Origin of the sequence: Paenibacillus sp. JQZ6Y-1, from assembly GCF_040719145.1 — a bacterium.
Classification (GTDB): Bacteria; Bacillota; Bacilli; order Paenibacillales; family Paenibacillaceae; genus Saccharibacillus; species Saccharibacillus kandeliae.
Genome location: NZ_JBFDUZ010000002.1, coordinates 201,022 through 223,007 on the forward strand (window position 1 = coordinate 201,022; position 21,986 = coordinate 223,007).

General features: G+C 47.9%; 18 protein-coding genes. 15 read left to right on the plus strand and 3 right to left on the minus strand.

Annotated features, from left to right (window positions below):
* The first annotated feature begins 195 nt into the window (after positions 1-195).
* Together ABXR35_RS14680 and ABXR35_RS14685 are read left to right on the plus strand one after the other, a co-directional pair.
* Positions 196-3,660: a PAS domain S-box protein gene (locus tag ABXR35_RS14680; protein WP_367061933.1), complete on the plus strand. Its 3,465-nt coding sequence runs from the start codon at positions 196-198 to the stop codon at positions 3,658-3,660.
* A gap of 12 nt (positions 3,661-3,672) precedes the next feature.
* Positions 3,673-4,443 (plus strand): NAD-dependent epimerase/dehydratase family protein, encoded by a 771-nt coding sequence (locus ABXR35_RS14685; protein ID WP_367061936.1) that lies wholly within the window; start codon positions 3,673-3,675, stop codon positions 4,441-4,443.
* A gap of 158 nt (positions 4,444-4,601) precedes the next feature.
* Here ABXR35_RS14685 and ABXR35_RS14690 read toward each other — a convergent pair whose 3' ends face one another.
* Positions 4,602-6,206, minus strand: coding sequence for a methyl-accepting chemotaxis protein (locus tag ABXR35_RS14690; RefSeq protein WP_367061939.1), 1,605 nt, complete (start codon positions 6,204-6,206; stop codon positions 4,602-4,604).
* A gap of 247 nt (positions 6,207-6,453) precedes the next feature.
* Between ABXR35_RS14690 and ABXR35_RS14695 the strand changes: the two genes are divergently transcribed.
* Positions 6,454-6,735: a GNAT family N-acetyltransferase gene (locus ABXR35_RS14695; RefSeq protein WP_367061942.1), complete on the plus strand. Its 282-nt coding sequence runs from the start codon at positions 6,454-6,456 to the stop codon at positions 6,733-6,735.
* Positions 6,736-6,867: 132 nt separating this feature from the next.
* Entirely contained in the window at positions 6,868-7,434 is a 567-nt protein-coding gene (locus ABXR35_RS14700; protein ID WP_367061945.1) for a DUF420 domain-containing protein, read from the plus strand.
* A gap of 228 nt (positions 7,435-7,662) precedes the next feature.
* Here ABXR35_RS14700 and ABXR35_RS14705 read toward each other — a convergent pair whose 3' ends face one another.
* Complete coding sequence (locus tag ABXR35_RS14705; protein ID WP_367061947.1) at positions 7,663-7,965, minus strand: hypothetical protein; 303 nt, start codon at positions 7,963-7,965, stop codon at positions 7,663-7,665.
* A 545-nt stretch (positions 7,966-8,510) separates the two neighbouring features.
* On the opposite strand from ABXR35_RS14705, the gene ABXR35_RS14710 reads away from it, so the two are divergent.
* Together ABXR35_RS14710 and ABXR35_RS14715 are read left to right on the plus strand one after the other, a co-directional pair.
* Positions 8,511-9,341 (plus strand): formate/nitrite transporter family protein, encoded by an 831-nt coding sequence (locus ABXR35_RS14710; RefSeq protein ID WP_367062797.1) that lies wholly within the window; start codon positions 8,511-8,513, stop codon positions 9,339-9,341.
* 284 nt (positions 9,342-9,625) lie between these two features.
* Positions 9,626-10,171 carry a glutathione peroxidase gene (locus ABXR35_RS14715; protein ID WP_367061950.1) on the plus strand — a complete coding sequence of 182 codons (546 nt, stop codon included), beginning with the start codon at positions 9,626-9,628 and terminating at the stop codon, positions 10,169-10,171.
* Between the two features lie 246 nt (positions 10,172-10,417).
* Here the strand turns inward: ABXR35_RS14715 and ABXR35_RS14720 are convergent, their stop codons facing one another.
* Positions 10,418-10,576 (minus strand): hypothetical protein, encoded by a 159-nt coding sequence (locus ABXR35_RS14720; RefSeq protein WP_367061953.1) that lies wholly within the window; start codon positions 10,574-10,576, stop codon positions 10,418-10,420.
* A 286-nt stretch (positions 10,577-10,862) separates the two neighbouring features.
* Here ABXR35_RS14720 and ABXR35_RS14725 point away from each other — a divergent pair, with 286 nt between their 5' ends.
* From ABXR35_RS14725 to ABXR35_RS14765, 9 genes are all read left to right on the plus strand, one after another.
* A complete protein-coding gene (locus ABXR35_RS14725; RefSeq protein ID WP_367061956.1) occupies positions 10,863-11,696 on the plus strand; it encodes a sensor histidine kinase in 834 nt (277 codons plus the stop codon).
* Positions 11,689-12,351: a response regulator gene (locus ABXR35_RS14730; protein ID WP_367061959.1), complete on the plus strand. Its 663-nt coding sequence runs from the start codon at positions 11,689-11,691 to the stop codon at positions 12,349-12,351. The genes ABXR35_RS14725 and ABXR35_RS14730 overlap by 8 nt, the downstream gene beginning before the upstream one ends.
* A 279-nt stretch (positions 12,352-12,630) precedes the next feature.
* Entirely contained in the window at positions 12,631-14,352 is a 1,722-nt protein-coding gene (locus tag ABXR35_RS14735) for a copper resistance CopC/CopD family protein (RefSeq protein ID WP_367061962.1), read from the plus strand.
* Between the two features lie 81 nt (positions 14,353-14,433).
* Complete coding sequence (locus ABXR35_RS14740; RefSeq protein WP_367061964.1) at positions 14,434-15,225, plus strand: YcnI family copper-binding membrane protein; 792 nt, start codon at positions 14,434-14,436, stop codon at positions 15,223-15,225.
* A 323-nt stretch (positions 15,226-15,548) separates the two neighbouring features.
* Positions 15,549-17,096 (plus strand): p-aminobenzoyl-glutamate transporter, encoded by a 1,548-nt coding sequence (gene abgT, locus ABXR35_RS14745; RefSeq protein ID WP_367061967.1) that lies wholly within the window; start codon positions 15,549-15,551, stop codon positions 17,094-17,096.
* Between the two features lie 138 nt (positions 17,097-17,234).
* Positions 17,235-18,491: an amidohydrolase gene (locus ABXR35_RS14750; RefSeq protein WP_367061970.1), complete on the plus strand. Its 1,257-nt coding sequence runs from the start codon at positions 17,235-17,237 to the stop codon at positions 18,489-18,491.
* A 284-nt stretch (positions 18,492-18,775) separates the two neighbouring features.
* The gene (locus tag ABXR35_RS14755) at positions 18,776-20,092 is read left to right on the plus strand and encodes a GTP cyclohydrolase IIa (protein WP_367061973.1); all 1,317 of its coding nucleotides are present in this window, start codon (positions 18,776-18,778) and stop codon (positions 20,090-20,092) included.
* Positions 20,093-20,151: 59 nt separating this feature from the next.
* Positions 20,152-20,499, plus strand: a complete 348-nt coding sequence (locus ABXR35_RS14760; protein WP_367061976.1) for a hypothetical protein — start codon at positions 20,152-20,154, stop codon at positions 20,497-20,499.
* Between the two features lie 3 nt (positions 20,500-20,502).
* Positions 20,503-21,906: a M20 family metallopeptidase gene (locus ABXR35_RS14765; RefSeq protein WP_367061979.1), complete on the plus strand. Its 1,404-nt coding sequence runs from the start codon at positions 20,503-20,505 to the stop codon at positions 21,904-21,906.
* The last annotated feature ends 80 nt before the right edge of the window (positions 21,907-21,986 follow it).

A 21,986-nucleotide genomic window follows, 5' to 3' on the forward strand; every position in this document is an offset into this window, starting at 1 on the left:
ATCTGTTTAAAGGGTAATTTGCAGTATATCATTCTTTTTATAGGAAGACGGACGGCTGTAGCGTATGCACGCCGAAATAGACCGCGTAGACAAGATATTCATTGTAAAAGATAGCGATTTCATAATTGGACATAAACAACTAAGATGGATAGATGCAGACCAGTGGCTAGTGGTGGTATTTGGGAGGGGAGTAAGATGATTAACCAATCAGGGCGTGATGAGATGCTGTACGAACATATATACCGGACCGCTTCCGTTGGTATGGCAGTGATTGCACCGCAGGATGGGACGTGGAGCAGTGTCAATCCTGCCTTGTGCCAATTGCTTGGCTATGAGGAAGCACAACTGCTGCAGCTTGGCGAGTCGCAGCTAGTGGTTACGGATGGCGCGTCCAGCGATTTGTATATAACGATTGCAAAAGAGACAGAAGCTGTACAGGGTGATATGTATTGCACGGAGCGACATATGCGTCACATGCAAGGACATATGCTTCGGATCGGGGTCGAAGTATCGGTATTGCGTGATTCGCACGGGGAAGCGACAGCGTATATCGCTCAATTTCATCCGTTACAAACGTTACAGGAGCAGGTGCGCATGTCTGCATCCGATCGAGAAATCTATCGTCTGATCACCGAAAATTCCAAAGACCTTGTCTCCTATAGCAGTTCAGACGGAACGCTGCGATATGTCTCTGACTCTTTCTATGGCGTGCTTGGATACAAACCAGAGGAGATGGTCGGGCAAAACCGTATGCAATTTTATCACCCAGAGGATGCGAGGCATATGATTGCTAGTGGGCAAGCATATCTGGATCAGGGAACGGTGACCCGTCGGTTAAAGCACAAACATGGACATTTTCTGTGGTTTGAGATTTCTTTTCAGGTGGTACGGGATGAGGAAGGGCATGTGATGCAGGTTCTGGGCATCGGACGTAATGTGAACGATCGCAAAAAGTACGAGGACAGCTTGCACGAAGCTCAACGAATTGCTCGTATCGCTTCATGGGATTGGGATCTGCCTAGAGGGATATTGAGCGCGAGTCATCAAGCGCAGGAATTGTTTCCATTTCTATTCACGGGACCTGAGAATTCTGCGGATCGTGTCTTTCAACTGGTGCATCCGGCTGATCGTGAGCAGCTAGTAAATGCGTTACAACATTCCATTGCTACCCGTCATCCGGGCGAGTGCGTATATCGCATTGTACTACCCGATGAGAGCATTCTATATTTGCAGTCTCATTGGAATGTGGATACCGATCATGAAGGAAAAGCAATCCAGATTATCGGGATGACTCAAGATGCGACATCCCGTATTCAGATGGAAGAACGACTCAAGGAGAGCGAACGTCAGTATCGCCTTATTTCTGAGCAATCGCTGGATTTTATCAGCCGCTTGTCGGTAGAGGAAGGCATCTACCTATATTGTTCTCCGGCATGTTATACCCTGCTCGGTTATACGCGTGAGGAATTAACAGGTAAGGCAATTGAGCAGTATGTACATCCTGAGGATTGGGCAGCGGTGCAGCAGTATATGAGCATCTATGCCGCAGCGGAGCAGCCGAAGCCAGTCACATACCGCCATCGTCACAAGTCCGGTGGCTATGTATGGTTAGAGGCATCTGGGCGATTTATCGAAAATGAAGCGGGGCAGGTTCAACAGCTACTCAGCATTGCTCGCGATATTCAGGAGCGTCGTCATGCGGCGCAGCTGATTCAGGAAAGTGAACAGCGGTATCGCTCGCTGTTTGACTATAATCCAGCAAGCGTATTCTCATTTGATACGCAGGGGCGCTATACGACGATCAATGCGGAGATGGAAAATCTAGTTGGTCGTACCGAAGACGAGCTGATCGGACGCTCCTTCGAATGCTTTGTTGCACCGGAGAATGTGTATGACACAGTAGAGCATTTTGAACGCGCACTCCAAGGGGAGCCACAATCGTATGAATCGCAGGTGATCGTCAAGGGCGGTGAGAATCGTTTCGTCAGTGTGGTTAATCTTCCGATTGTGGTCGATGAGCAAATTGTCGGAGTATACGGTATTGCCACTGATATTACCGAGATGAAGCGGCATCTGGAGCAGATCGAGAAGCTTAGTAATGAATATACGTTGATCCTCAACTCCGTTTCCGAAGGCATCTTCGGTCTGGATAATGAGGGACGTACTACCTTTATCAATCCGGCAGCAACGCGAATGCTAGGCTTTAGTACGCACGAATTGGCGGGGAAACCGCTACTGGAAATGTTCCAGTTAACGCATGCGGATGGTACTAGCTATTTGCCACAGGATCATCCAATTGAGCAGGCACTACGCGAAGGTCATTCCTATGAGGAGCAGGAAGCGGTATTTCTGCGTAAGGATGGCACTAGCGTTCTCGTCTCCTACCGCATCACGCCAATCTGGGATCGTGGACAGCGTAAAGGAGCGGTTGTGGTATTCAACGATATTACAAACGAGAAACAGATTATTCGTGCCAAGGAAATGGCAGAGCGCGCAGACCGCGCCAAGTCTGAGTTCCTAGCGATTATGAGCCACGAGATTCGCACGCCCATGAATGGGATTATCGGGATGACCGGCTTGCTGGCAGATACGAATCTGGATGAGGAGCAGCGCAGCTATATCGAGATTGTACGCGATAGCAGTGATGCACTGCTGCATATTTTGAACGAGATTCTAGATTTCAGTCGGATCGAAGCGGGCAAAATGATGCTGGATCACGCACCGATTCATCTCGGTTCGCTGCTAGATAGTGTGTTCGATCTGTTCGCCGCTCGAGCAGCGGAAAAAGGAATCGATCTCACGTACCAGACGGGCGAACACGTGCCGTCAACTATTATCGGAGATGCTTCACGACTGCGTCAGGTGCTGGTGAATCTGATCAGTAATGCGATCAAATTTACCGATAGCGGCAGTGTGAGCCTATCTGTACGACAATTGGAGCAGCGTTCCAGCGAATGTGTGCTTGAATTTGAAGTCAGTGATACGGGGATTGGTATTTCTAGCGATAAGCAGAATCTGCTATTCCAATCGTTCTCCCAGCTGCATCCGTCGATTAACCGTAAGTACGGCGGTACAGGTCTAGGGCTGGCGATTTGTAAAAAATTGATTGAACTGATGGGTGGTTCAATCAGTGTGGATAGCGAGGAAGGTCGTGGAGCGACATTCCGCTTTATCCTGCCCGCGCAATATTTAACAGAGGAATACGCGGTCGAACCAGTCCCGGAGCAGGACGCGGGCAAAACGGAACATAGCGATCATATAGATGGCAAATATGGATCGCTGCGCATTCTGATTGCTGAGGATCATCCAGTGAATCAGAAGTTACTACGCGAGATGCTGCGCAAATATGGCTATACGCCAGATGTGGCTTATAACGGACATGAAGCTGTAGTAGCAGCATTGACACGTCCGTATGATCTCATCTTTATGGATGTGCAAATGCCGGAGCTGGATGGCATCGAGGCAACGCGCGAGATACGTAGCCGTCTTCCAGAGCAGGAGCAGCCAATTATCGTGGCATCTACCGCTTTTGCCCGCAATACCGATAAGGAAATGTGCCTGAATGCAGGCATGCAGGACTTTATTAGCAAACCGCTACGATTGCAGGAAGTGGAACGTGTGTTAAAGGAAAGTGCTGTTCATCTTCACCAGCTTGAATAGAGGAGGAGTAGGATGAAACGCAAACTACTAATCACCGGTGCACATGGCGTTATTGGCAGTGTTCTGTATGCTGGTTTACGGCAGGATTATGATGTGATCGCTACCGATGTGGAAGCGGACGAGGAGGCAGGTATTCGTCAGCTTGATATTACGGATGCGCAGCAGTTAGACGATATGATGCCCGGCATTGATACGATTTTGCATATCGCTTGGAAAAAGGATGAGGATGACTTTCTCGGTGTGGCGTTGCCTGTCAATGTGGGCGGTGCTTATCATATCTACGAAGCGGCGAGAAAGCATCAGGTACGGTGTGTGATCTTTGCCAGCTCCAATCATGCGACTGGATTTTATCAAGTCGGTGAAGAGGTGGATGTGCATGACCCGTATCGCCCTGACAGCATCTATGGATTGAGCAAATGTTATATTGAATTGCTGGGGCGCTGGTATGCTGACCGGTATGGATTGTCGTCCTTCAATGTGCGGATTGGCAACTTCCCCGGTGATGATCGTCCGCATTCTGAGCGCTCCATGCATATCTGGATCTCGGAGCGCGATATGATCCAGTTGATGCAGCGATGTATCGAAGCAGATGATGATCGCAAGTATATGAATCTGTATGGCACCTCTGCCAATACCGACAACTATTATGATATTGCGTATTTGGAGCAGGAGATCGGCTACAAGCCGCAGGATAATGCGTCGGATATACTAGCAGCAGAGCATCGTCAGCGGGATGAATTGAAGCAGGATGAGACGATGTATCAGGGTGGACAGCAGCCCTAAGCTAATGATTATTATCTGCTCCCTGTCCATCTGCGTAGCTTAATAGTGAATCCCAAGTATAGATATGGAAAAGAAACAGCCTGTCGTTCACTGCAAGAAGCAGTAGACGACAGGCTGTTTGATATTCAATGATCCAGTTATCGATAGAGAAGATAGCATTATACTTTGAAACGCGAAACCGAATCGTTCAATTCTTCTGCCAAATGTGCTAGCGATTGGGAGGATGCGGCAGTTTCTTCAGCAGCGGCAGCCGATTCCTGACTAGCAGCAGCAATCGATTCGACCGAGATCATAACCTCGTTCGCTTGTGCGGATTCTTCTTCACAGGCAGCGGCGATTTCGCTTACCTTCATCGCAGAATCATTCACCATTTGGATGATTTTTTGGAAAGCTTCACCGGTTTCGTCTGCTAATTTGTTATTTTGGGCAAACGAAGTTACACTGTCGCGTGTATTTTGCTGCATGACTTTGATGATGCCGGTAATCTGTTTGGTTGCGTCCATGCTTCGTTCTGCCAGCTTGCGTACTTCGTCGGCAACGACGGCAAAGCCTTTGCCTTGTTCACCTGCGCGTGCAGCTTCGATCGCGGCATTTAGCGCTAGCAGATTCGTTTGATCGGAAATTTCGTCGATTACATCAATAATCTCACCGATCCGTTGTGAATCCTGTTCCAGTCGGTGAATCGCGTCATTCACATGCTGCATGCTGACCATCGCATCGTTCAATACCTGACCGCCTTGATGTGCCATACTAGCAGTATCGTTAGACAATTCAGCTGCTTCACTTGCACTACGAGCAACGGAATTAATGGCAGATGATAAATCTTCAAACAGCTCGGTAATATTGCTGGCGGATTCCGCCTGATTGGTACTCGTGTTGGCAATTTCTTCGGTAGTCGCGGAGATTTCTTGGGAGGAGGCTGCTACGCTCTGAGCAGACATGGAGATTTGTGAGATCAGACCGCGCAAATTATCAGCCATCCGATTAAACGAATGAGCCAAGCGTCCAACTTCATCTTTGCTGCGGATATCGGATTGACCGCTCAGATCACCATCTGCAAAACGGTCGATCAGTGCGGATAATTTTTGCAGAGGTTTAGAGATCGTACGTGCGATCAGATAACCTAGCAAAATGCTGAACAATGTAATAGCAACTAGAATGATGATAGTAAGCTGACGAGTATCACTGTAACTGGACATCGCATCCAGATTCGCCTGACCAGCAAGCTGATCATTAATGCTGATCAACTCATCGATATGATCCGACGCGCCGTCACCTGTAGGCTTCAATGTATTATCTTTGAAATCCACAAAGGCTGCACGTCCGGCATCGCCCTGCACTTGTGCCAGCTTGATAGCCTGATCCAAATAAGTGAGGTATTGATTGTAGGTATCGTCAAACTTGGCCAGTGCTTGCTGCTCGGCTGCTGTTGTAGCGAGCGGACGATATTTGGCCATATTCTCACTGATGCTTTGCTTCAAATCATTGATTTTGCTCAAATATCCTGATTTTACGCTAGGATCAGCAGAGGTGTTGTTCAGATTCAGATCGCGCATATTGACGCGGATACGCTGGTAATAAATTTGTACGCCGGACAACGTTTGAATGGATACTAGGTTTTTGTTATATACCGTATCCGTTTGTGAATTACTTTTTTGCAGGTTTTGCAAACTATATACGCCAAAGGCAATCATGATGGCGATGACGACGAGAAAAGCAGAAATGATCTTGGTCGATGTATTCCAATTAAGGAACCATTTCATGTATAATACCCCCATTTTAATCCATTATATATAATATATTTCGTCATCCTACTGATTATGGTAATAGGGAAAAAGTAATAAATTTGATCAAATGTTGAAACTTTTTCTCGGTAAAGGATAGAGAAAGAATCGAAATTTGTAGCTTTGGCTGTATTTTGCAATTGAGTATTGTTTCGATAGCGAGGTGTACGGGGATAAATGGATAGGCCGTTTTGGCAATTATCGTGAGCATAAAGGAGAGAAAATCATGCAAAACATCGTAGAAAATGAAAAAGGTCTTGTCATGGAAATCGACGGCGAGCCGAAAGCGGAAATCGGCTTTAGTCCGTATGATGATCAGTCGCTCATTATTGACCATACCTTTGTATCCGAGGAGCTACGCGGTCAGCATGTGGGTGAGGAATTGGTGAAGCGTGTCGTCGATATTGCGCGCGAGCAGGGCAAGACAATCGTTCCGGCATGTTCATACGCGCTGGCGCAGTTCAAACGCCATGAAGAATATCATGATATTTGGCGTAAGGACAACTAAATCAGACGACAACCGCAAAACGTTCAAACTGTTGTCACCAAAAGGCTTGGTTCGTGTCCAATATTTAAAATATAATGTACATTGAGGATGCACCGAATCCTGAGTCTGAATTGTAAAGATGGGAGCAAACACATGGGCAAAGGGACACAAACGGGCGATTTCAAGCCGACAACCAATAGAAACTTTGCGGGATTAATCATTACCGTATCTGTTGTTGCCAACATTATTATCCTGCTGCTGTTTTTTGCACCGGGAATTGGTTACAAAGGAACATTGGATTTTGACGTGACGATTATGCCGCGCATGAATGCGATTTTTAACAGCTTTACCTTTATCTTTCTCGTAGCGGCACTGATCGCTATTATGAAAAAAAATATTAAACTTCACCGTGGCTTTATTCTGGCAGCCTTCTCCAGTACACTGCTGTTTCTGGTTACCTACCTGAGCTTCCATTATCTATCGCCTGAAACGGCACGTTATGGTGGTCAAGGTATCATTCGTCCGATCTACTTCTTCATTCTGATCACGCACAGCTTCCTAGCAGCTGTTGTTGTACCGCTGGCGCTGTTCGCGCTCGTATGGGGCTGGACAATGCAGGTGCAGAAGCACAAAAAAATCGTCCGCTGGACGATGCCGATCTGGTTGTATGTTAGCTTCACCGGCGTTATCGTGTATTTGATGATGGCACCGTATTATTAAGCCGTATGTATAGGGATATCCCAAATAGTACAAACAAAAACCCGCAGCGAATCAGCTGCGGGTTTTTCATAATAGTAGGTGGAACGACAGGCAAGTCTTAGCGGAAGATATAGCATCTGTCCATAACACTTATCCGTTGGTACCAAGCAATGCTAAGCAAATACAATCGTTACGTAGCATATATCTGTCTGTAATATTCATGGTGTAGAAATGTGGCAGAGAGAATACTTATTTAATACCGTCTTTGTAGTTTTTGATCCAATTTTTGTCGCCAACGTGCATGAAGTCTTCAACGGTTCTTTCCAGTGTTTCGATCAGCTGTGCTTTGATCTCGGAAATGGTATCACGGTATACGCGTTCTTCGTTGCCGTTAATTCTTTCGCCGTAGATTGCCAGGGAAGCATTATATTGACGGTGTTTTTCAACCAGTTCGTCGATCGATTGCAGGGCGTGTTCAACATAACGTGTAATTCCTTGTTGATCTTGTGGAATCATTTCGCGCAGTTGCATTACTTTGTTTTGGTTTGTCATGATCATTCACCTCGAAGTTTTGATTGTAAATTTACATTAGCACATTTTCACAAATTGTTCATTAAATTTAGCTTAAATATGTTGATTTTTTTATATCTTTTTTTGCTCTTGTGAAAATATACCCTTTCTACCTATATATAATCATGGTCAAAGTCAGAAATCACTTTGAACCTTGTTTACTGAAAATGATGTGTCCAATTTGTGACTTTCGTTGTGTGTAATACTATTTCGGCAGTACCATTTTCAAAATGAATAGAATTTATAACTTTTGTCGTAAAAAATCGAATATTAGGAACTTATTCCTATGATTTTTGACCTATACACTATATTGCTAACCAACTTCCTACTGAATAGGAAAGGAAAGGTAGCGTGTATAGAGAGCGTAAACGAGGTATATAGTACATAACAGCTGACTCTACGTTTTACACAGTGAAGCAGGGTTTCAGAATAGGATAGGCGAAAGGTAAAGCACGGAGATTAGCCACTGTATGGGTAGCTGGCAGACGAAGCAATCGGTTATTGACCGAAATGATGGAGGTGGCATAGTGGAAGTCCATACGCTAAAGCAGGTTGAGAAACTCGCATTGGAAAAGCATTCGATCTACAAGCAGAGCAAGTTGCGCTATCTTTCCCGGTCTATGCTGGCAAGCATGTTTATCGGGTTTGGCGTTATTGTAGCCTTCAAAACAGGAAATTTCTTTTATGCGGTGGAATCTCCGGCAGCGTATCCGATGGCGGCGCTCACGTTTGGCGCAGCCATTATCCTGATCTCACTAGGCGGTGGGGATTTGTTTACGGGCGATACGTTTTATTACTCGTACGCTGCGCTAGTGCATAAGCTGAAGTGGCTACAGGTAGTCAGGCTATGGGTAACGAGTTATATCGGTAATATTCTCGGTGCCTGTGCATTCGCGCTACTGATCTATTTGACGGGATTGTACGCGGATCATTCGGTGAACGGGTTTCTACTCGGGGTAGTAGAGCATAAGATGCAAGCGCCAACGTCGCAGCTCTTTTTCCGCGCGATCCTGTGTAACTGGCTCGTCTGTCTGGCGTTCTTTATCCCGATGGGGCTAAAAAACGAAGTCGCCAAGCTGTTTTGTATGATGCTGTTCGTATTTTGCTTCTTTATTTCCGGGTATGAGCACAGTATCGCCAATATGTGTACCTTTGCGATTGCGCTGGTGGTCGATCACCCCGCTACGATTAATTTTGCTGGCGTTGTGCATAATCTAGTGCCTGTCACAATCGGTAATCTGATCGGTGGTTCGGTATTTATGGCGATGATGTACTACTACGTTAATAAGCCGTTTATGAACGATCCCGCGTATGACGGCAGCGATAAGCAGCAGCCTACAGAGCAAAAACACCAGTAAGCAGCTATAGCGCTACCTATAGAAGACTAAGGGACTGTCGTATCATTATTATCGGCAGTCCTTTGCTTTGTATACATATGTCACTTTTGACGAAATATCATTTATTTCCATAAAAATTAAAATATACCTTATTTCAAGGTTGGTTAGGACTTTTTTATTAACGCAATGTAAAATTTCGACGAAATACGACTTTTTTATAGTTCTATAGTTTCATTCCATTAATACTTTGGGTACAATGATATAACACGTCATATTATTGTAAACAAGGGAGCGACTTTAACTATATGAGTATTTATCAATTTTCGGCAAAAGCGATGAATGGCAAGGATATTTCGTTGGAGGATTATCGTGACAAGGTGGTTCTGATCGTCAATACAGCGAGTCAATGCGGATTCACGTTCCAATACGAAGATTTACAGCGTCTGTATGAGCGTTATTCCGAAAAAGGCTTTGTTATTCTGGGCTTCCCGTCGAACCAGTTTGCAGATCAAGAGCCAGATGGTAACGACCGCATCAATGCGTTCTGTACATTGAACTATGGCGTATCCTTCCCGATGTTCCAAAAGGTCGATGTACGCGATCGTCATGCGCATCCGTTGTTCACGTATCTGGCAGACAGCAAGCCGTTTGAAGGCTTTGACACCACTCACTCCGTAGCCAAAATTCTGCTGCCACTGCTGCATGAGCGTCACCCAGAATACCTGCACGGCAATTCGATCAAATGGAACTTTACCAAATTCCTCGTTGGACGCGACGGAACTGTCGTGAAGCGCTTTGAATCCACAACCGATCCATATGATATGGAACAGGATATCGAAGCACTGCTGTAATGTTGATCAATGTATAAGCAATAAGGCATATCCTATCAAAAGCAACAGCAAAATCCCGGTGTGAGTGAGGCACACCGGGATTTCTTGTATCTTTATGTTGATGTGATCAGCAGTCTCATCAGGCAGTCAATGATCCTAATCATACATCCAAAACGTATACAAAAAAACCGACTTCGCAATAGAGGTCGGTTTTATTTCATATAAGAGCTTCCTGTTGTACAGGATGTATGTGTGTAGGAAGAATGCCTAGTAACGGCTGCGGGAAACCGTGGCGCACTTTTTCATGTAAGCCAGCTTGCGGATGATTTCCTTTTGCCACTTCTGGTCGCCGATGTGAACAGCCAGATTAAGCATATCCAAATAATCGTCTATTTGAAGTGAAGTTTTCTGGGTCATTACGTTCATCGAGGTTCCGTCTCCTTTGTCATGCACCGATTGGCGCTGCATCTGAGTTGTGGTAAATCCTTATCTTGTTGATCCAACGGACATGTGGTACACATTATGTTATCGTAATATTATCACTCTGTTATCAAGCAATCAGGAATGATAATCATTATCACATCTTCTTTCTCATTGTAAGCATACGGATAACGAAATGCAAATGATTTGGCTATATTTATTAAAATTTTTTTGAAATATGAATACTTTGTTAAAATTTTCACAATAATTGAAATTATCAAAGGAGAATATCATGTCGTATCAACGAATCAAATGGATGATTCTGTTTCTTCCGACGGTAACGATTGGATTATGGGAATATTTGCGTCATCAATGGTTAATGCCCTATTTATCCATGGAAGCAGGGAATTGGCTATCCCCGCTGATTATTTATATCGTCAGTATTACGGTGCTGCGTGGACTGTTTCAGATGCTAGAGCATACACGGGCAGCGCTGGATCAGGAGCGGATCGCTAAGGGGAAGTTGGAGGAGCGGCAGCAACTTGCTGGCGAATTGCATGATGGAGTGGCACAATCGCTGTTTTTGCTCGGTGTGCGCTTGGATCAGGCGCGTCGTCGCTTTGATCAGCCAGAGGTGATGCAGCTGTTGAATGATCTTAGCCGTACGGTTAGCGAGGCGAATCATGATGTGCGGCAGGCGATTGCCGACTTGAAGCAGGCGCCGCGTGAGGAGGGAGTGCAGACTTCATCCCTGCAAGCACGCATTCAAGCGATGGTGCCGCTTGCTGGGGTCAAGGTGGATGTGGACTGGCAGCTGGATGATGAGTTATTTTCTCCATCTGAGCAGGCGGAGTTGCTTGCTTGTTTGCGGGAGGCGCTGCTCAATATTCATAAGCATGCTCATGCTCGTAGCGCGCGTATCGTTGGTAGTATGAATGGGCATGGCTGGGAGATTGCAGTGGAAGATGATGGCAGCGGTTATGTGCATAACGATCTAGAGCAGCCCGGACGGTTTGGGTTGCGCATTACAGCAGAGCGTGCGCAGCAGCGTGGCTGGAGCTTTGATTTTGCACGGATACATGAGCGGACACGATTCGTATTGAAAGGGGGCGGGCAGCATGGATAAAGTACGCGTATTGATTGTGGATGATCATGCCCATGCACGCGAAGCGACCAGTGTGATTTTATCGGAAGATCCGTTGTTCGATATTGTCGGTACAGCGGCAAGCGGGCAGGAGGCGCTGGATTTTACGGAGAAATGGATGCCGGATCTGATTTTGATGGACATTTCGATGAAAGGGATGGACGGATTGGAGACGACGCGGCTGATCAAGCTGCGCTTTCCATATGTGAAGATTATTATGATGACCGTATCGGATGATGCGGCCCATCTGTTCGAGGCGATCAAGCAGGGGGCGCAGGGGTATCTGCTGAAAAGTCTACCGCCATCCACATGGCTTGAATACCTCCGTAGTGTAGCTTCCGATCAGGAGGGGATGAGTCAGGAGGTTGCCCTGCGCATTTTGCAGGAGTTCCCGTTTGGCAAGACGCGCAGTGATCCGGCGGCGGATACATTGACTCGGCGGGAGCGGGAGATTTTGCAATGGGTATCGTCGGGAATGACGAATCGCGAGATTGCTGCTGAACTGAATATTTCGGAGCAAACGGTCAAAAATCATCTTAAAAATATTTTACAAAAGCTGCAGCTAGAGAATCGGGTACAGCTGACTCGGTATGCGCTAGAGCAGGGATTGGCATCGGATCGGCAGCATCGTCCATAATTCATTCAAATTTAAACGGAAAAGATGGATTTTATAGCCCCTTCTAGTCATTTTCAGATGTCTGTGTTCTTTGTATCATACAATAGAGGTATGACCGAACGATGACAGTGGATGAAAAAGACGGCAGATTGCGCTATTTTCTATTCGCTATCCTGATTGGCATGTCACCCGTACAGGTAATAATGCAGCAGGACATGACTTCAATGATAAAGCAGGTGAGCAATCATTTCGGATGATACGAATCGATACACGAAGATAACAAGCAAGAACAGGGAGCATATGCAGTACGGTGCTGCATTCTCGCGTCATTGGCAGATGATCGGAGCAGGGCTACTGGCTATGGTGCTCTTGATGCTGAGTGTGGCTTTTCCGCATCAGGCATCGGCGCATGCGTCGGTAACACAATCGATACCAGCGCAAAATGATGTGCTAACGGAGTCGCCCAAGCAGTTCAAGATTCAATTTAACGAGGATATTCAGCGGGCATACTACGGTATGACATTAATGAACTCGGAGGGGAAGACGCTAGACGGTATTACCGCGAGGGTCGATGAAAAGGATGGCACGACCATGCTGGCAGATGTGTCGCAGACGCTGCCAGACGATGTGTATACCCTCTCATGGAAAGCCATCTCTGGTGACGGGCATCCTGTGGAAGGTGTCATTGTATTCCAGATTGGCGATGGCGCAGGCAAATCGCTAAAGGAAGCGACACAGGTATCACTGGATGATAGTAAGCCGCTCAGTCCGTTGCTGATCGTGGCACGCTGGCTGCAATATGCGGCGCAGGCGATTGTGCTCGGTTTGCTCTGTCTGTCGCTATTCCTGCTGCCGCCAGCCTATCGTCAGCAAACGGCGTGGATGAACGAGCCGCGGTATCGCTTGTTACTGATCGGTGGAGCGCTACTGGCATTGATTGCACTGCTGGCTCAGCTGCCGCTGCGCATATCGTGGGCAGCAGATGTACCGCTATCGGCAATTGGTGGGCAATTAAGCGATACCTTTAACGGAACGATCTTCGGCAAAGTATGGATATGGCAGACAATCGCTGCTGTTATTGTGCTGATCAGCGTATGTGTGCAATCGCTACGCGGATTATCGCAAAACGTTCGCAATCTGCTTGGTATGATCGCCTTTGTGCTCGTGGCATTGGGGTCGCTGGCAAAAGCCTTTGACGGTCATGCATTTGCCGAGCAGTATGCGGTACTGGCAGTTGCAGCAGATTATATCCATCTGTTGTCCGCCTTGATCTGGAGTGGTGCATTGCTGGCACTGGCTCTATTCCTGCCGCGCATTGTGAACGGCAGTGAGGGTGAGCAGCGCCAAGCATTGTACTGGGGCATTGTTCGCCGCTTCTCATGGTGGGCGATCGGTTCCGTGGCTGCACTGCTAGTGACAGGGATTTATGGCAGCTTGCTGTATTTACCGACATTGAGTGCTTTGTTTAATACGGGATATGGCTTAACGCTATTGTCCAAAATGCTGCTGTTCCTCGTCATGGCGGCGTTTGGCGGTATGAACTATATCAAAGGACGCAAGCAGGAAGGCGAGATCGGCAAGGATATGGTCTGGGAAGTGCTGACCGGCTTCGTAATTCTAGTGCTGGCGGCGATTCTTGTTCATCTGTCGCCTTATGCAGCACCACTTGGCAACAGTGGCGCACCGCGAGGCGTACAGACACAGGTACAGCAGGTAGACGGTTATGATATTAGTCTGAAGGTGCCGCCAAGTCAGATGGGGATGAATACCTTTACTGTTACGGTGAAGGATCAGCAAGGCAAGCCGGTCAATGTAGAGCAAATTACGCTACAATTGCAGCATCTGGATATGGCGATGGCACCGACCAATATTACGATTACCGCGAAGGATGGCAAGGATGGCGTATACGAAACGCAGGGCATGATCAGCATGAATGGTAGCTGGAATGTCGATATGCGCATTCTAACGAAGTCGCTGAAAACGGTAGAAACGAAATTTACACTGAAGGTACCGGGTTCGTAATGATTGTTAGTAGAACAGAAGCGGAATGAATATCGAAGGCAGCAAACATTTTACCATATACGATAAAGGGGATATGTACAGATGAAAAAGAACACGTTGTGGACACGAATCATAACGACAGGTGCAGCGGCTACCTTCGCAGGTATGTTAGTATTCAGCGGAATCGCGAGTGCGCACGTCACGGTGAAACCAGCAACCTCGGCAACTGGCGCATGGGAAACCTATACGCTCAAAGTGCCTTCGGAGAAAGACATTCCGACTACCAAGGTCACGTTGAAAGTACCGGAAAATCTGTCCTTCAAGCAATATCAGCCTGTACCGGGCTGGAAGGTAACGACAGAGAAAAATGATGCGGGTGAAGTATCCACGGTTACATGGGAAGCGGAAAGCGGCGGTATTGAGGATGGTCAATTCCAGCAGTTCGTCTTTGTCGGTCAAAACCCGGAGCAGGATAGCGATCTTGCATGGGATGCGTACCAGTATTACAGTGATGGCAGTATTGTAGAATGGACGGGCGCGGAAGGAAGTGATTCGCCGCACTCGATCACAGTCGTAAGCAAAGATGGCGCAACTCCTGCTGCAACAGCCGATCACGGGCATGATAGTGCAGGTACCTCCGGTACGGAAACAACACCAGAAGATTCGTCAACGTCTACTGGTACTGAAACGACAACCGACAATAGTGCAACAGGCAGCGAGAGTGCAGCAAGCGGCACAACAGCGACTGACAGCACGACTGCTGGTACAATGACAGGCACAGCTGCACCAGCAGCGAATACAGGTCTGCAAACGACGACGCTGGTTGTTGCCATTGTAGCACTGATTGCCGCTGTAGGCGCATGGATCACCGCAGCACGCAAACGCCGCGGTTAATGGATAGCTGTTTCCAAGAAGCCCATCAAACGTATATTACAACATAAAGCTGCATACGTAAAAATGTACAAAGCCTGACATCAGAACGGAGATTATCTCTGAATATAGATGTCAGGCTTTTCTGTTTACATAATAATAACGCTTACATAAATAAGGTTGATACTGAATAAAAATATTGATCACATCTAAAATGAATATTTATAACGTTTTTCGAATATTTTTGTAAAAAAACCTCACATATCTATTGCGAAGATCAATTGGCTTTCCCTATAATCAATTAAACGAAATTATCGCTAATAGGTCTTAAATTAGGGGGAAGGTCAGTGAGTGGATTTAATGGCGTAACGGTAAAGCAGCAGTCTGGGAATACGGGGTTGTTTGGGATGGTGGAGCGGATCGGTAACAAGATCCCGAATCCGTTTTTGTTATTTGTGTATCTGATCGTCATTCTGATGCTGGCAACGGCGGTATTGTCATGGCTGCATATTTCGGTAACTGATCCGACCAATGGCGAGCAGGTCACTGTCAAAAATCTGCTCAGCAAGGAAGGTATCCAGTGGATTCTGCCTAATATTATTGCGAACTTTAGCGGCTTCAAGCCGCTTGGCTCTATTCTGGCGCTTGTACTGGGTGCAGGTCTTGCCGAGAAGGTGGGTCTGCTGCAAGCACTGATGCTGAAAATGGCATCCAAAGTTCGTGCTCGTTATGCCAGTTATATGGTGCTGTTTATTGCCTTCTTCAGTCACGTATCCTCCGATGCAGCGCTTGTCATTATGCCGCCGCTCGGTGCACTGATCTTCCTCGCAGTCGGACGTCATCCAGTAGCTGGCTTGATGGCGGCAATCGCTGGTGTCGGCTCCGGGTTTACGGCGAATCTGCTGATCGTCACAACGGATGTGCTGCTATCGGGCATTAGTACTGAAGCGGCAGCTGCGATCAATCCGGCAGCAAGCGTCAGTGTGCTGGACAACTGGTTCTTTATGGCGGTGTCGGTTATCGTGCTGACCATTACTGGTGGGATTGTCACTGACAAATTCGTCGAACCCCGCTTGCCTGCATACAGACCGTCTGATGGAGATGGCGACCATCAGCTGGAAGCTCTTACGTCGCAGCAAAATAAAGGTCTGATCGTCAGTGGCATTGCAGTGCTGGTATCACTGATTGTGTTAGCGCTGATGATTCTGCCATCCAATGCCATTTTGCGTGATCCAGAGCTGGGTACGATTGTGCCGTCACCGTTCATGTCGGGTATTGTGCCGATTATCATTTTCCTATTCTTCGTTGCAGCGATTGCTTATGGGCTGGCAACACGCCAGATTACGAATCAAAATGATCTGCCGCGTCTATTAACCGATCCGATGAAGGGCATGGCTGGCTTTATCGTTATGGTGTTTCCGCTGGCGCAGTTCGTCGCTTTCTTCAATTGGAGCAATATGGGCAAGTTTATGGCACTCGGTCTGACTGATTTGCTAGAAAAAACAAATATGACAGGCGTCCCAGCCTTTCTCGGTCTGATGTTCTTATCTGCGCTGCTCTGCATGTTCATTGCTAGTGGGTCTGCGATCTGGTCGATTCTGGCACCAGTATTTGTACCGATGTTCATGCTGCTTGGATACCATCCGGCATTCGCGCAGATGATTTTCCGGGTAGCGGACTCGTCGGTGATCCCATTTGCACCAATGTCGCCATTCTTGCCGCTATTCCTCGGCTTCCTACAGCGATACCGGAAGGATGCCAAGCTAGGCACGTATTACTCGCTAGTGCTGCCGTATCCGATTGTATTCCTCGTCGTCTGGTCGCTGTTGTTAGTTGTCTGGTATATACTGGGATTACCAATCGGACCGGGTGTATATCCGAAGCTAGAAGGCTAACTGTCCATTTCTATAGACCATGAGCTGCTTCAAACTATCATCGTCAATCTATGATCTGCATCTATCCGCATCGCTCTGTATCTATAGATATGCTGGGCGATGCTGTGTTACCTACAACCATCACAGGAGATGAACAACATGTTGGATATTATCGAAATGCGCCGTGATTTGCACCGGCACCCTGAACTTGGATTTACCGAATTTCGCACGGCAACTCGTGTCGTGGAAACATTGCAGTCGTTCGGATACGAGGTTGTGTATGGGCGAGATGCCATTGATGGACCTTCGCGTCGTGGCTTGCCATCCGAGGAAGTGCTGGATAGCGCCTATGAGCGTGCGATCCAGAATGGAGCTAATCCGCAGATTGCCGAAAAGATGAAGGGTGGATATACGGGCGTTGTTGGTATTTTGCGCGGCAGTGAGCCGGGACCGACACTAGCGTTTCGTTTTGATATGGATGCACTGCCGATCAAGGAAAGCAGTGATTCGCAGCATGTGCCGCAGGCACAAGGATTTATTTCACAATTTGTTGGAAATATGCACGCATGTGCGCATGATGGGCATACGACAATTGGACTGGGCGTTGCCGAAGCACTGTCCAAGCAGAAGTTGAAAGGTACGCTCAAGCTGATTTTCCAGCCTGCCGAGGAAGGCGTACGCGGTGCGTATGCGATGGTCGAAAAGGGAATGCTGGACGATGTAGATTATCTATTCTGCGCTCATCTTGGCTGCGATGTGCCAACAGGGCAGGTACATGGTGGGACGCAGGGATATCTGGCAACAACCAAGCTAGCGGTGCAATTTCACGGTGTTGCTTCCCATGCCGGAGCCACTCCCGAAAAAGGAAACAATGCGCTACTCGGCGCAGCGACAGCGCTGCTGAATATTCATGCCATTCCGCGCTTTAGCAGTGGCGATACCCGCATCAATGTAGGCGTATTGGAGGGCGGAACTGCCGCCAATATTATTCCCGAACATGCCCGTATGATCGTAGAAACACGCTCCGAATCGGAAGAAACAAACCGTGAGCTGGAACAGCGTGTACGCCGCATTATCGAGCACAGCGCTGGTATGCACGAGTTGACCTACGAGATCGAAGTTGCTGGGGGAGCGATTCCGATCACCTGTGACCTCGATATGGTAGAGCTGGCGAATGAAGCAGCGCGCGGCGTGGCAGGCGTGCATACTGTGCCAGCAGAGATGGCGTATTCGACAGGCAGTGAAGATGCGAGCTATATGGTGCGCCGCGTACAGGAGCATGGTGGCAAAGCGACCTATATGATCGTTGGTGCTAGCAATCCGATGCCGCATCATCATCCTCGTTTTGATATTGAAGAGGAAAGTTTGAGTATTGGCATCGACGTATTCCGTCGGATTGCGGAGCGTCTGCTGTAAGAGGGATGATCACATTTTCAATGGGACGAGGACATTACTGCTTTCATGATGAACAATGCCAGATCAGTGTTGGGGTGGATGCTCGCATCCGCTTATCCATTCCTATGTCAGCCTATACGTAAACCGATGAAGCAGATCGGTGCAGTCTTCTTTTGTGCAGCGAACTTGGTATAATGAATATGATACGCCGGTAACCGACCGGACGATCTTTTATAACAAGCAAGGGTCTGAAATTGCGAGAGTGAGGACAGACGCTGGACATAAAGAAACTGGCGGAGGAGAGCATGATGACATACCGTTTCGGGGTGATCGGCCCGCAGCCTTCCGTGGAGCATATTTTGGAGATTACTGCCTCCATGGGAGAAGATGTACAGTTTATTCCCTACATTTATAATCATCCGCAAGAAATCCCGGACATTCTGGAACGCAACCGTATTGGTCTAAAGGGCTGGTTTTTCTCCGGTCCGATTCCGTTATCGGTGGCACAACCATATTTGCAAAAGCACGAGCTGGCGGTCTATTGCAAGCCTGCTGGTTCAGCGCTCTACAAAGCGATGGTACAAATGATGAACGCTCAGGATGTACGCAGCCAGCCATATTCCATTGATATGATTCGCTCAGAGGATCTCGACTTACACGAATCGTTTGCTGAGTTGGGCATTCCGATGGATGGATTGCCGGTACGGATATTTGATGGGACGGAAGAGCCGAACCATATCGTACAGTTTCATCTGGAACTATGGAAAAGCGGGAAAAGTGTTGCTGCGCTGACGTGTATGCACTTTATTTATAGTGAACTGCAAAAGCATGGCATGCCAGTATATCGGCTAATGATCACGCGTCAGGATATTCGTCAGGCGGCACAATTGCTCATTCAGCAGGCACGCAGTTCATATTTTAAAGATACGCAGATTGGTATGCAGATTGTAGAAGCCGATCTGCTGGGAGCGAGTACGCGTGGGAATGGCAGTCGCTATTCCGTTCAATATGCTGAGCTGAAAATGCAGCAGCGGATTTTACAGCTGTGCGAGCGACTGGATGGCATTATGGTGCACAACGGTGTAGGTAGTTACCAAATGATTAGTACTCGCGGCGCGATTGAGCGCGAGTTGGGGCGACTGCGCCAGACGGTGGAGCAGATGGAGCTGGAAGCGGATATGCCGATGTCGGTTGGCATTGGCTATGGCGATACGGCATTTACCGCTAGCAATCATGCGATGCGCGCGCTTCAGCATGCTCGTCACAACCGTCAGCAGCTGCTAGTGATTGTGCAGGATAATGGTGATATTCGGGAGATCGACAAGGACGAAGGCGAATGGAGCTATGCTTCACGTTCGCTGGATTCGGAGTTGCTGGAAAAATTGAATGAAGCGAATATCAGTGTCAAAACCTATCGGAAAATTGAAGCGCTGACCCGTCATATGAATTGGGATGGATTCACTACGACTCAGCTTGCCCAGCATCTGTCGATGACGATTCGCAACGCCCAGCGCATTATGAGCAGTCTGTGCTACATTGGTCTTGCCGAGATTGATGGTGAGGAGCAGCAATCGGTGCGCGGACGACCGCGCAAAATTTATCGTTTGCGTAGGGAGCAGTAGCATGATGCGTGTAGTTGGGGTTGCACAGTACAGTTTCGGCAATGAAGGGATGAGTTAACGTGAATAAACGTTCAAAAGGATGGAGTATCGGCATCAAAATCTATTATGTGATCATGGCGCTTGCTGTCGTAGCACTCGTTACAGGCAAAGAACGTTGGTTGGAGCAAGGTGCTGCGGGTTCGCAAGCGGGTGGACTCTTTTATGGAATTGTGATTGTTGGTATCTTGATCATCGCACCAGCGTTAATCTTGCTCTGGTTCTGGCTACGTCGCTGGATGGAAAGTCATGGCGTAGAGCGCCAGTTGCGGTTGATTTTGCTGGTGGTGACGGTACCGATGATGCTGGTAATCGGCTATATGCTGGAACTGGTATTTATTATGGTATTTATCGGACTGGGAGGAAGTTGACAAATGACAGATACGCAGGCAATTCGCCAAGCGATTGAGGCGAGAGGACAGCGGTTAACGGACATCAGCGATCAGATCTGGGAGTATGCGGAGACACGCTTTCAGGAACAGCGTTCGGCAGAATTGCTCTGTCTGGCATTGGAAGAGGAAGGATTTGCCGTGGAGCGTGGTGTTGGTGGGCTGGACACGGCATTTATCGGTTCGTTTGGTAGTGGGAAGCCAGTAATTGCGTTGCTTGGTGAATACGATGCGTTGTCTGGTTTAAGTCAACAGGCGGGGACAGCTGTGCAGCAGCCAGTAGAGCCGGGTGGTAATGGGCATGGCTGTGGGCATAATCTACTTGGTACGGGGGCGCTCGGAGCGGCATTTGCACTCAAGCAGCTGATGCAGGAGCAGGGCTTGTCTGGTACGGTACGCTATTATGGTTGCCCGGCAGAGGAAGGCGGGTCTGGCAAAACCTTTATGGCGCGTGCCGGATTGTTTGACGATGTGGACAGTGCGGTGACGTGGCATCCCTTTGACTACCATAGTGTGATGTCGGTACATACGCTGGCGAATTATCAGTATTATTATAAATTCAAAGGACGTAGTGCTCATGCTGCTGCTGCTCCGCATCTAGGTCGCAGTGCGCTGGATGCGGTGGAGCTGATGAATATGGGCGTCAATTATTTGCGTGAGCATATCGTACAGGAAGCGCGTATTCATTATGCGATTACTGATACGGGTGGACGTTCGCCGAATGTGGTGCAAAGTCAGGCGGAGGTGCTGTACCTGATTCGCGCTCCGCATGTGAGTCAGGCAGCGGAGATTGTAGAGCGTGTGCATGATGTAGCACGCGGTGCGGCGCTAATGACGGGGACAGAGCTGGAGATTGTTTTTGATAAGGCTTGCTCCGAAATTGTACCTAGTCGCACGTTAGAGCAGGTGATGCTGGAACAGTTCTCATTGTTCCCTGTACCACAGCATACCGACGAAGAGATTGCACTCGCGCAGGCGGTGCGCGATACGCTGACCGAGCAGGAAAAGCAGGTATCATGGCAGTTACCAGCCTCCCAGCGTAATCTGGCAATCGCTAGCGAAGTGCTGCCATATCAGCACGGACAAATGCTATACGGTTCAACTGATGTGTCGGATGTAAGTTGGATCACACCGACCGTGCAATGTACGACGGCTTGTTTTGCCAATAGCACTGCTGCGCATAGCTGGCAGTGGGTCACGTTGGGTAAAACGTCGATTGCGCATAAAGGGATGCTGTATGCAGCGCAGATTATGGTAGCCACCGCGCTAGAACTGGTAAAACGTCCAGCATTGCTGGAAGACGCTCGGAAGGAACTGGATGAGCGTTTGCAGGGACGAGCGTATGAATGTCCGATTCCGGCAGATGTACAGCCTGCGCTGGTAAGGTAGGACATCATGAGAATGGTCATTTTGATTGAAATGATAGATAGGACATAATAAGGCGCTTTCTGCTTATGCTTATAAGGAAG

Excerpts from the sequence above, each read along its gene's own strand:
- ABXR35_RS14765 (WP_367061979.1), top strand. The coding sequence starts at position 20,503 with ATGACAGATACGCAGGCAATTCGCCAAGCGATTGAGGCGAGAGGACAG.
- ABXR35_RS14735 (WP_367061962.1), top strand. The coding sequence starts at position 12,631 with ATGCAGTACGGTGCTGCATTCTCGCGTCATTGGCAGATGATCGGAGCA.
- ABXR35_RS14715 (WP_367061950.1), top strand. The coding sequence starts at position 9,626 with ATGAGTATTTATCAATTTTCGGCAAAAGCGATGAATGGCAAGGATATT.
- ABXR35_RS14755 (WP_367061973.1), top strand. The coding sequence starts at position 18,776 with ATGATGACATACCGTTTCGGGGTGATCGGCCCGCAGCCTTCCGTGGAG.
- ABXR35_RS14705 (WP_367061947.1), bottom strand. The coding sequence starts at position 7,965 with ATGACAAACCAAAACAAAGTAATGCAACTGCGCGAAATGATTCCACAA.
- ABXR35_RS14750 (WP_367061970.1), top strand. The coding sequence starts at position 17,235 with ATGTTGGATATTATCGAAATGCGCCGTGATTTGCACCGGCACCCTGAA.
- ABXR35_RS14725 (WP_367061956.1), top strand. The coding sequence starts at position 10,863 with ATGTCGTATCAACGAATCAAATGGATGATTCTGTTTCTTCCGACGGTA.
- ABXR35_RS14685 (WP_367061936.1), top strand. The coding sequence starts at position 3,673 with ATGAAACGCAAACTACTAATCACCGGTGCACATGGCGTTATTGGCAGT.
- ABXR35_RS14700 (WP_367061945.1), top strand. The coding sequence starts at position 6,868 with ATGGGCAAAGGGACACAAACGGGCGATTTCAAGCCGACAACCAATAGA.
- ABXR35_RS14680 (WP_367061933.1), top strand. The coding sequence starts at position 196 with ATGATTAACCAATCAGGGCGTGATGAGATGCTGTACGAACATATATAC.
- ABXR35_RS14690 (WP_367061939.1), bottom strand. The coding sequence starts at position 6,206 with ATGAAATGGTTCCTTAATTGGAATACATCGACCAAGATCATTTCTGCT.
- ABXR35_RS14695 (WP_367061942.1), top strand. The coding sequence starts at position 6,454 with ATGCAAAACATCGTAGAAAATGAAAAAGGTCTTGTCATGGAAATCGAC.
- ABXR35_RS14720 (WP_367061953.1), bottom strand. The coding sequence starts at position 10,576 with ATGAACGTAATGACCCAGAAAACTTCACTTCAAATAGACGATTATTTG.
- ABXR35_RS14740 (WP_367061964.1), top strand. The coding sequence starts at position 14,434 with ATGAAAAAGAACACGTTGTGGACACGAATCATAACGACAGGTGCAGCG.
- ABXR35_RS14730 (WP_367061959.1), top strand. The coding sequence starts at position 11,689 with ATGGATAAAGTACGCGTATTGATTGTGGATGATCATGCCCATGCACGC.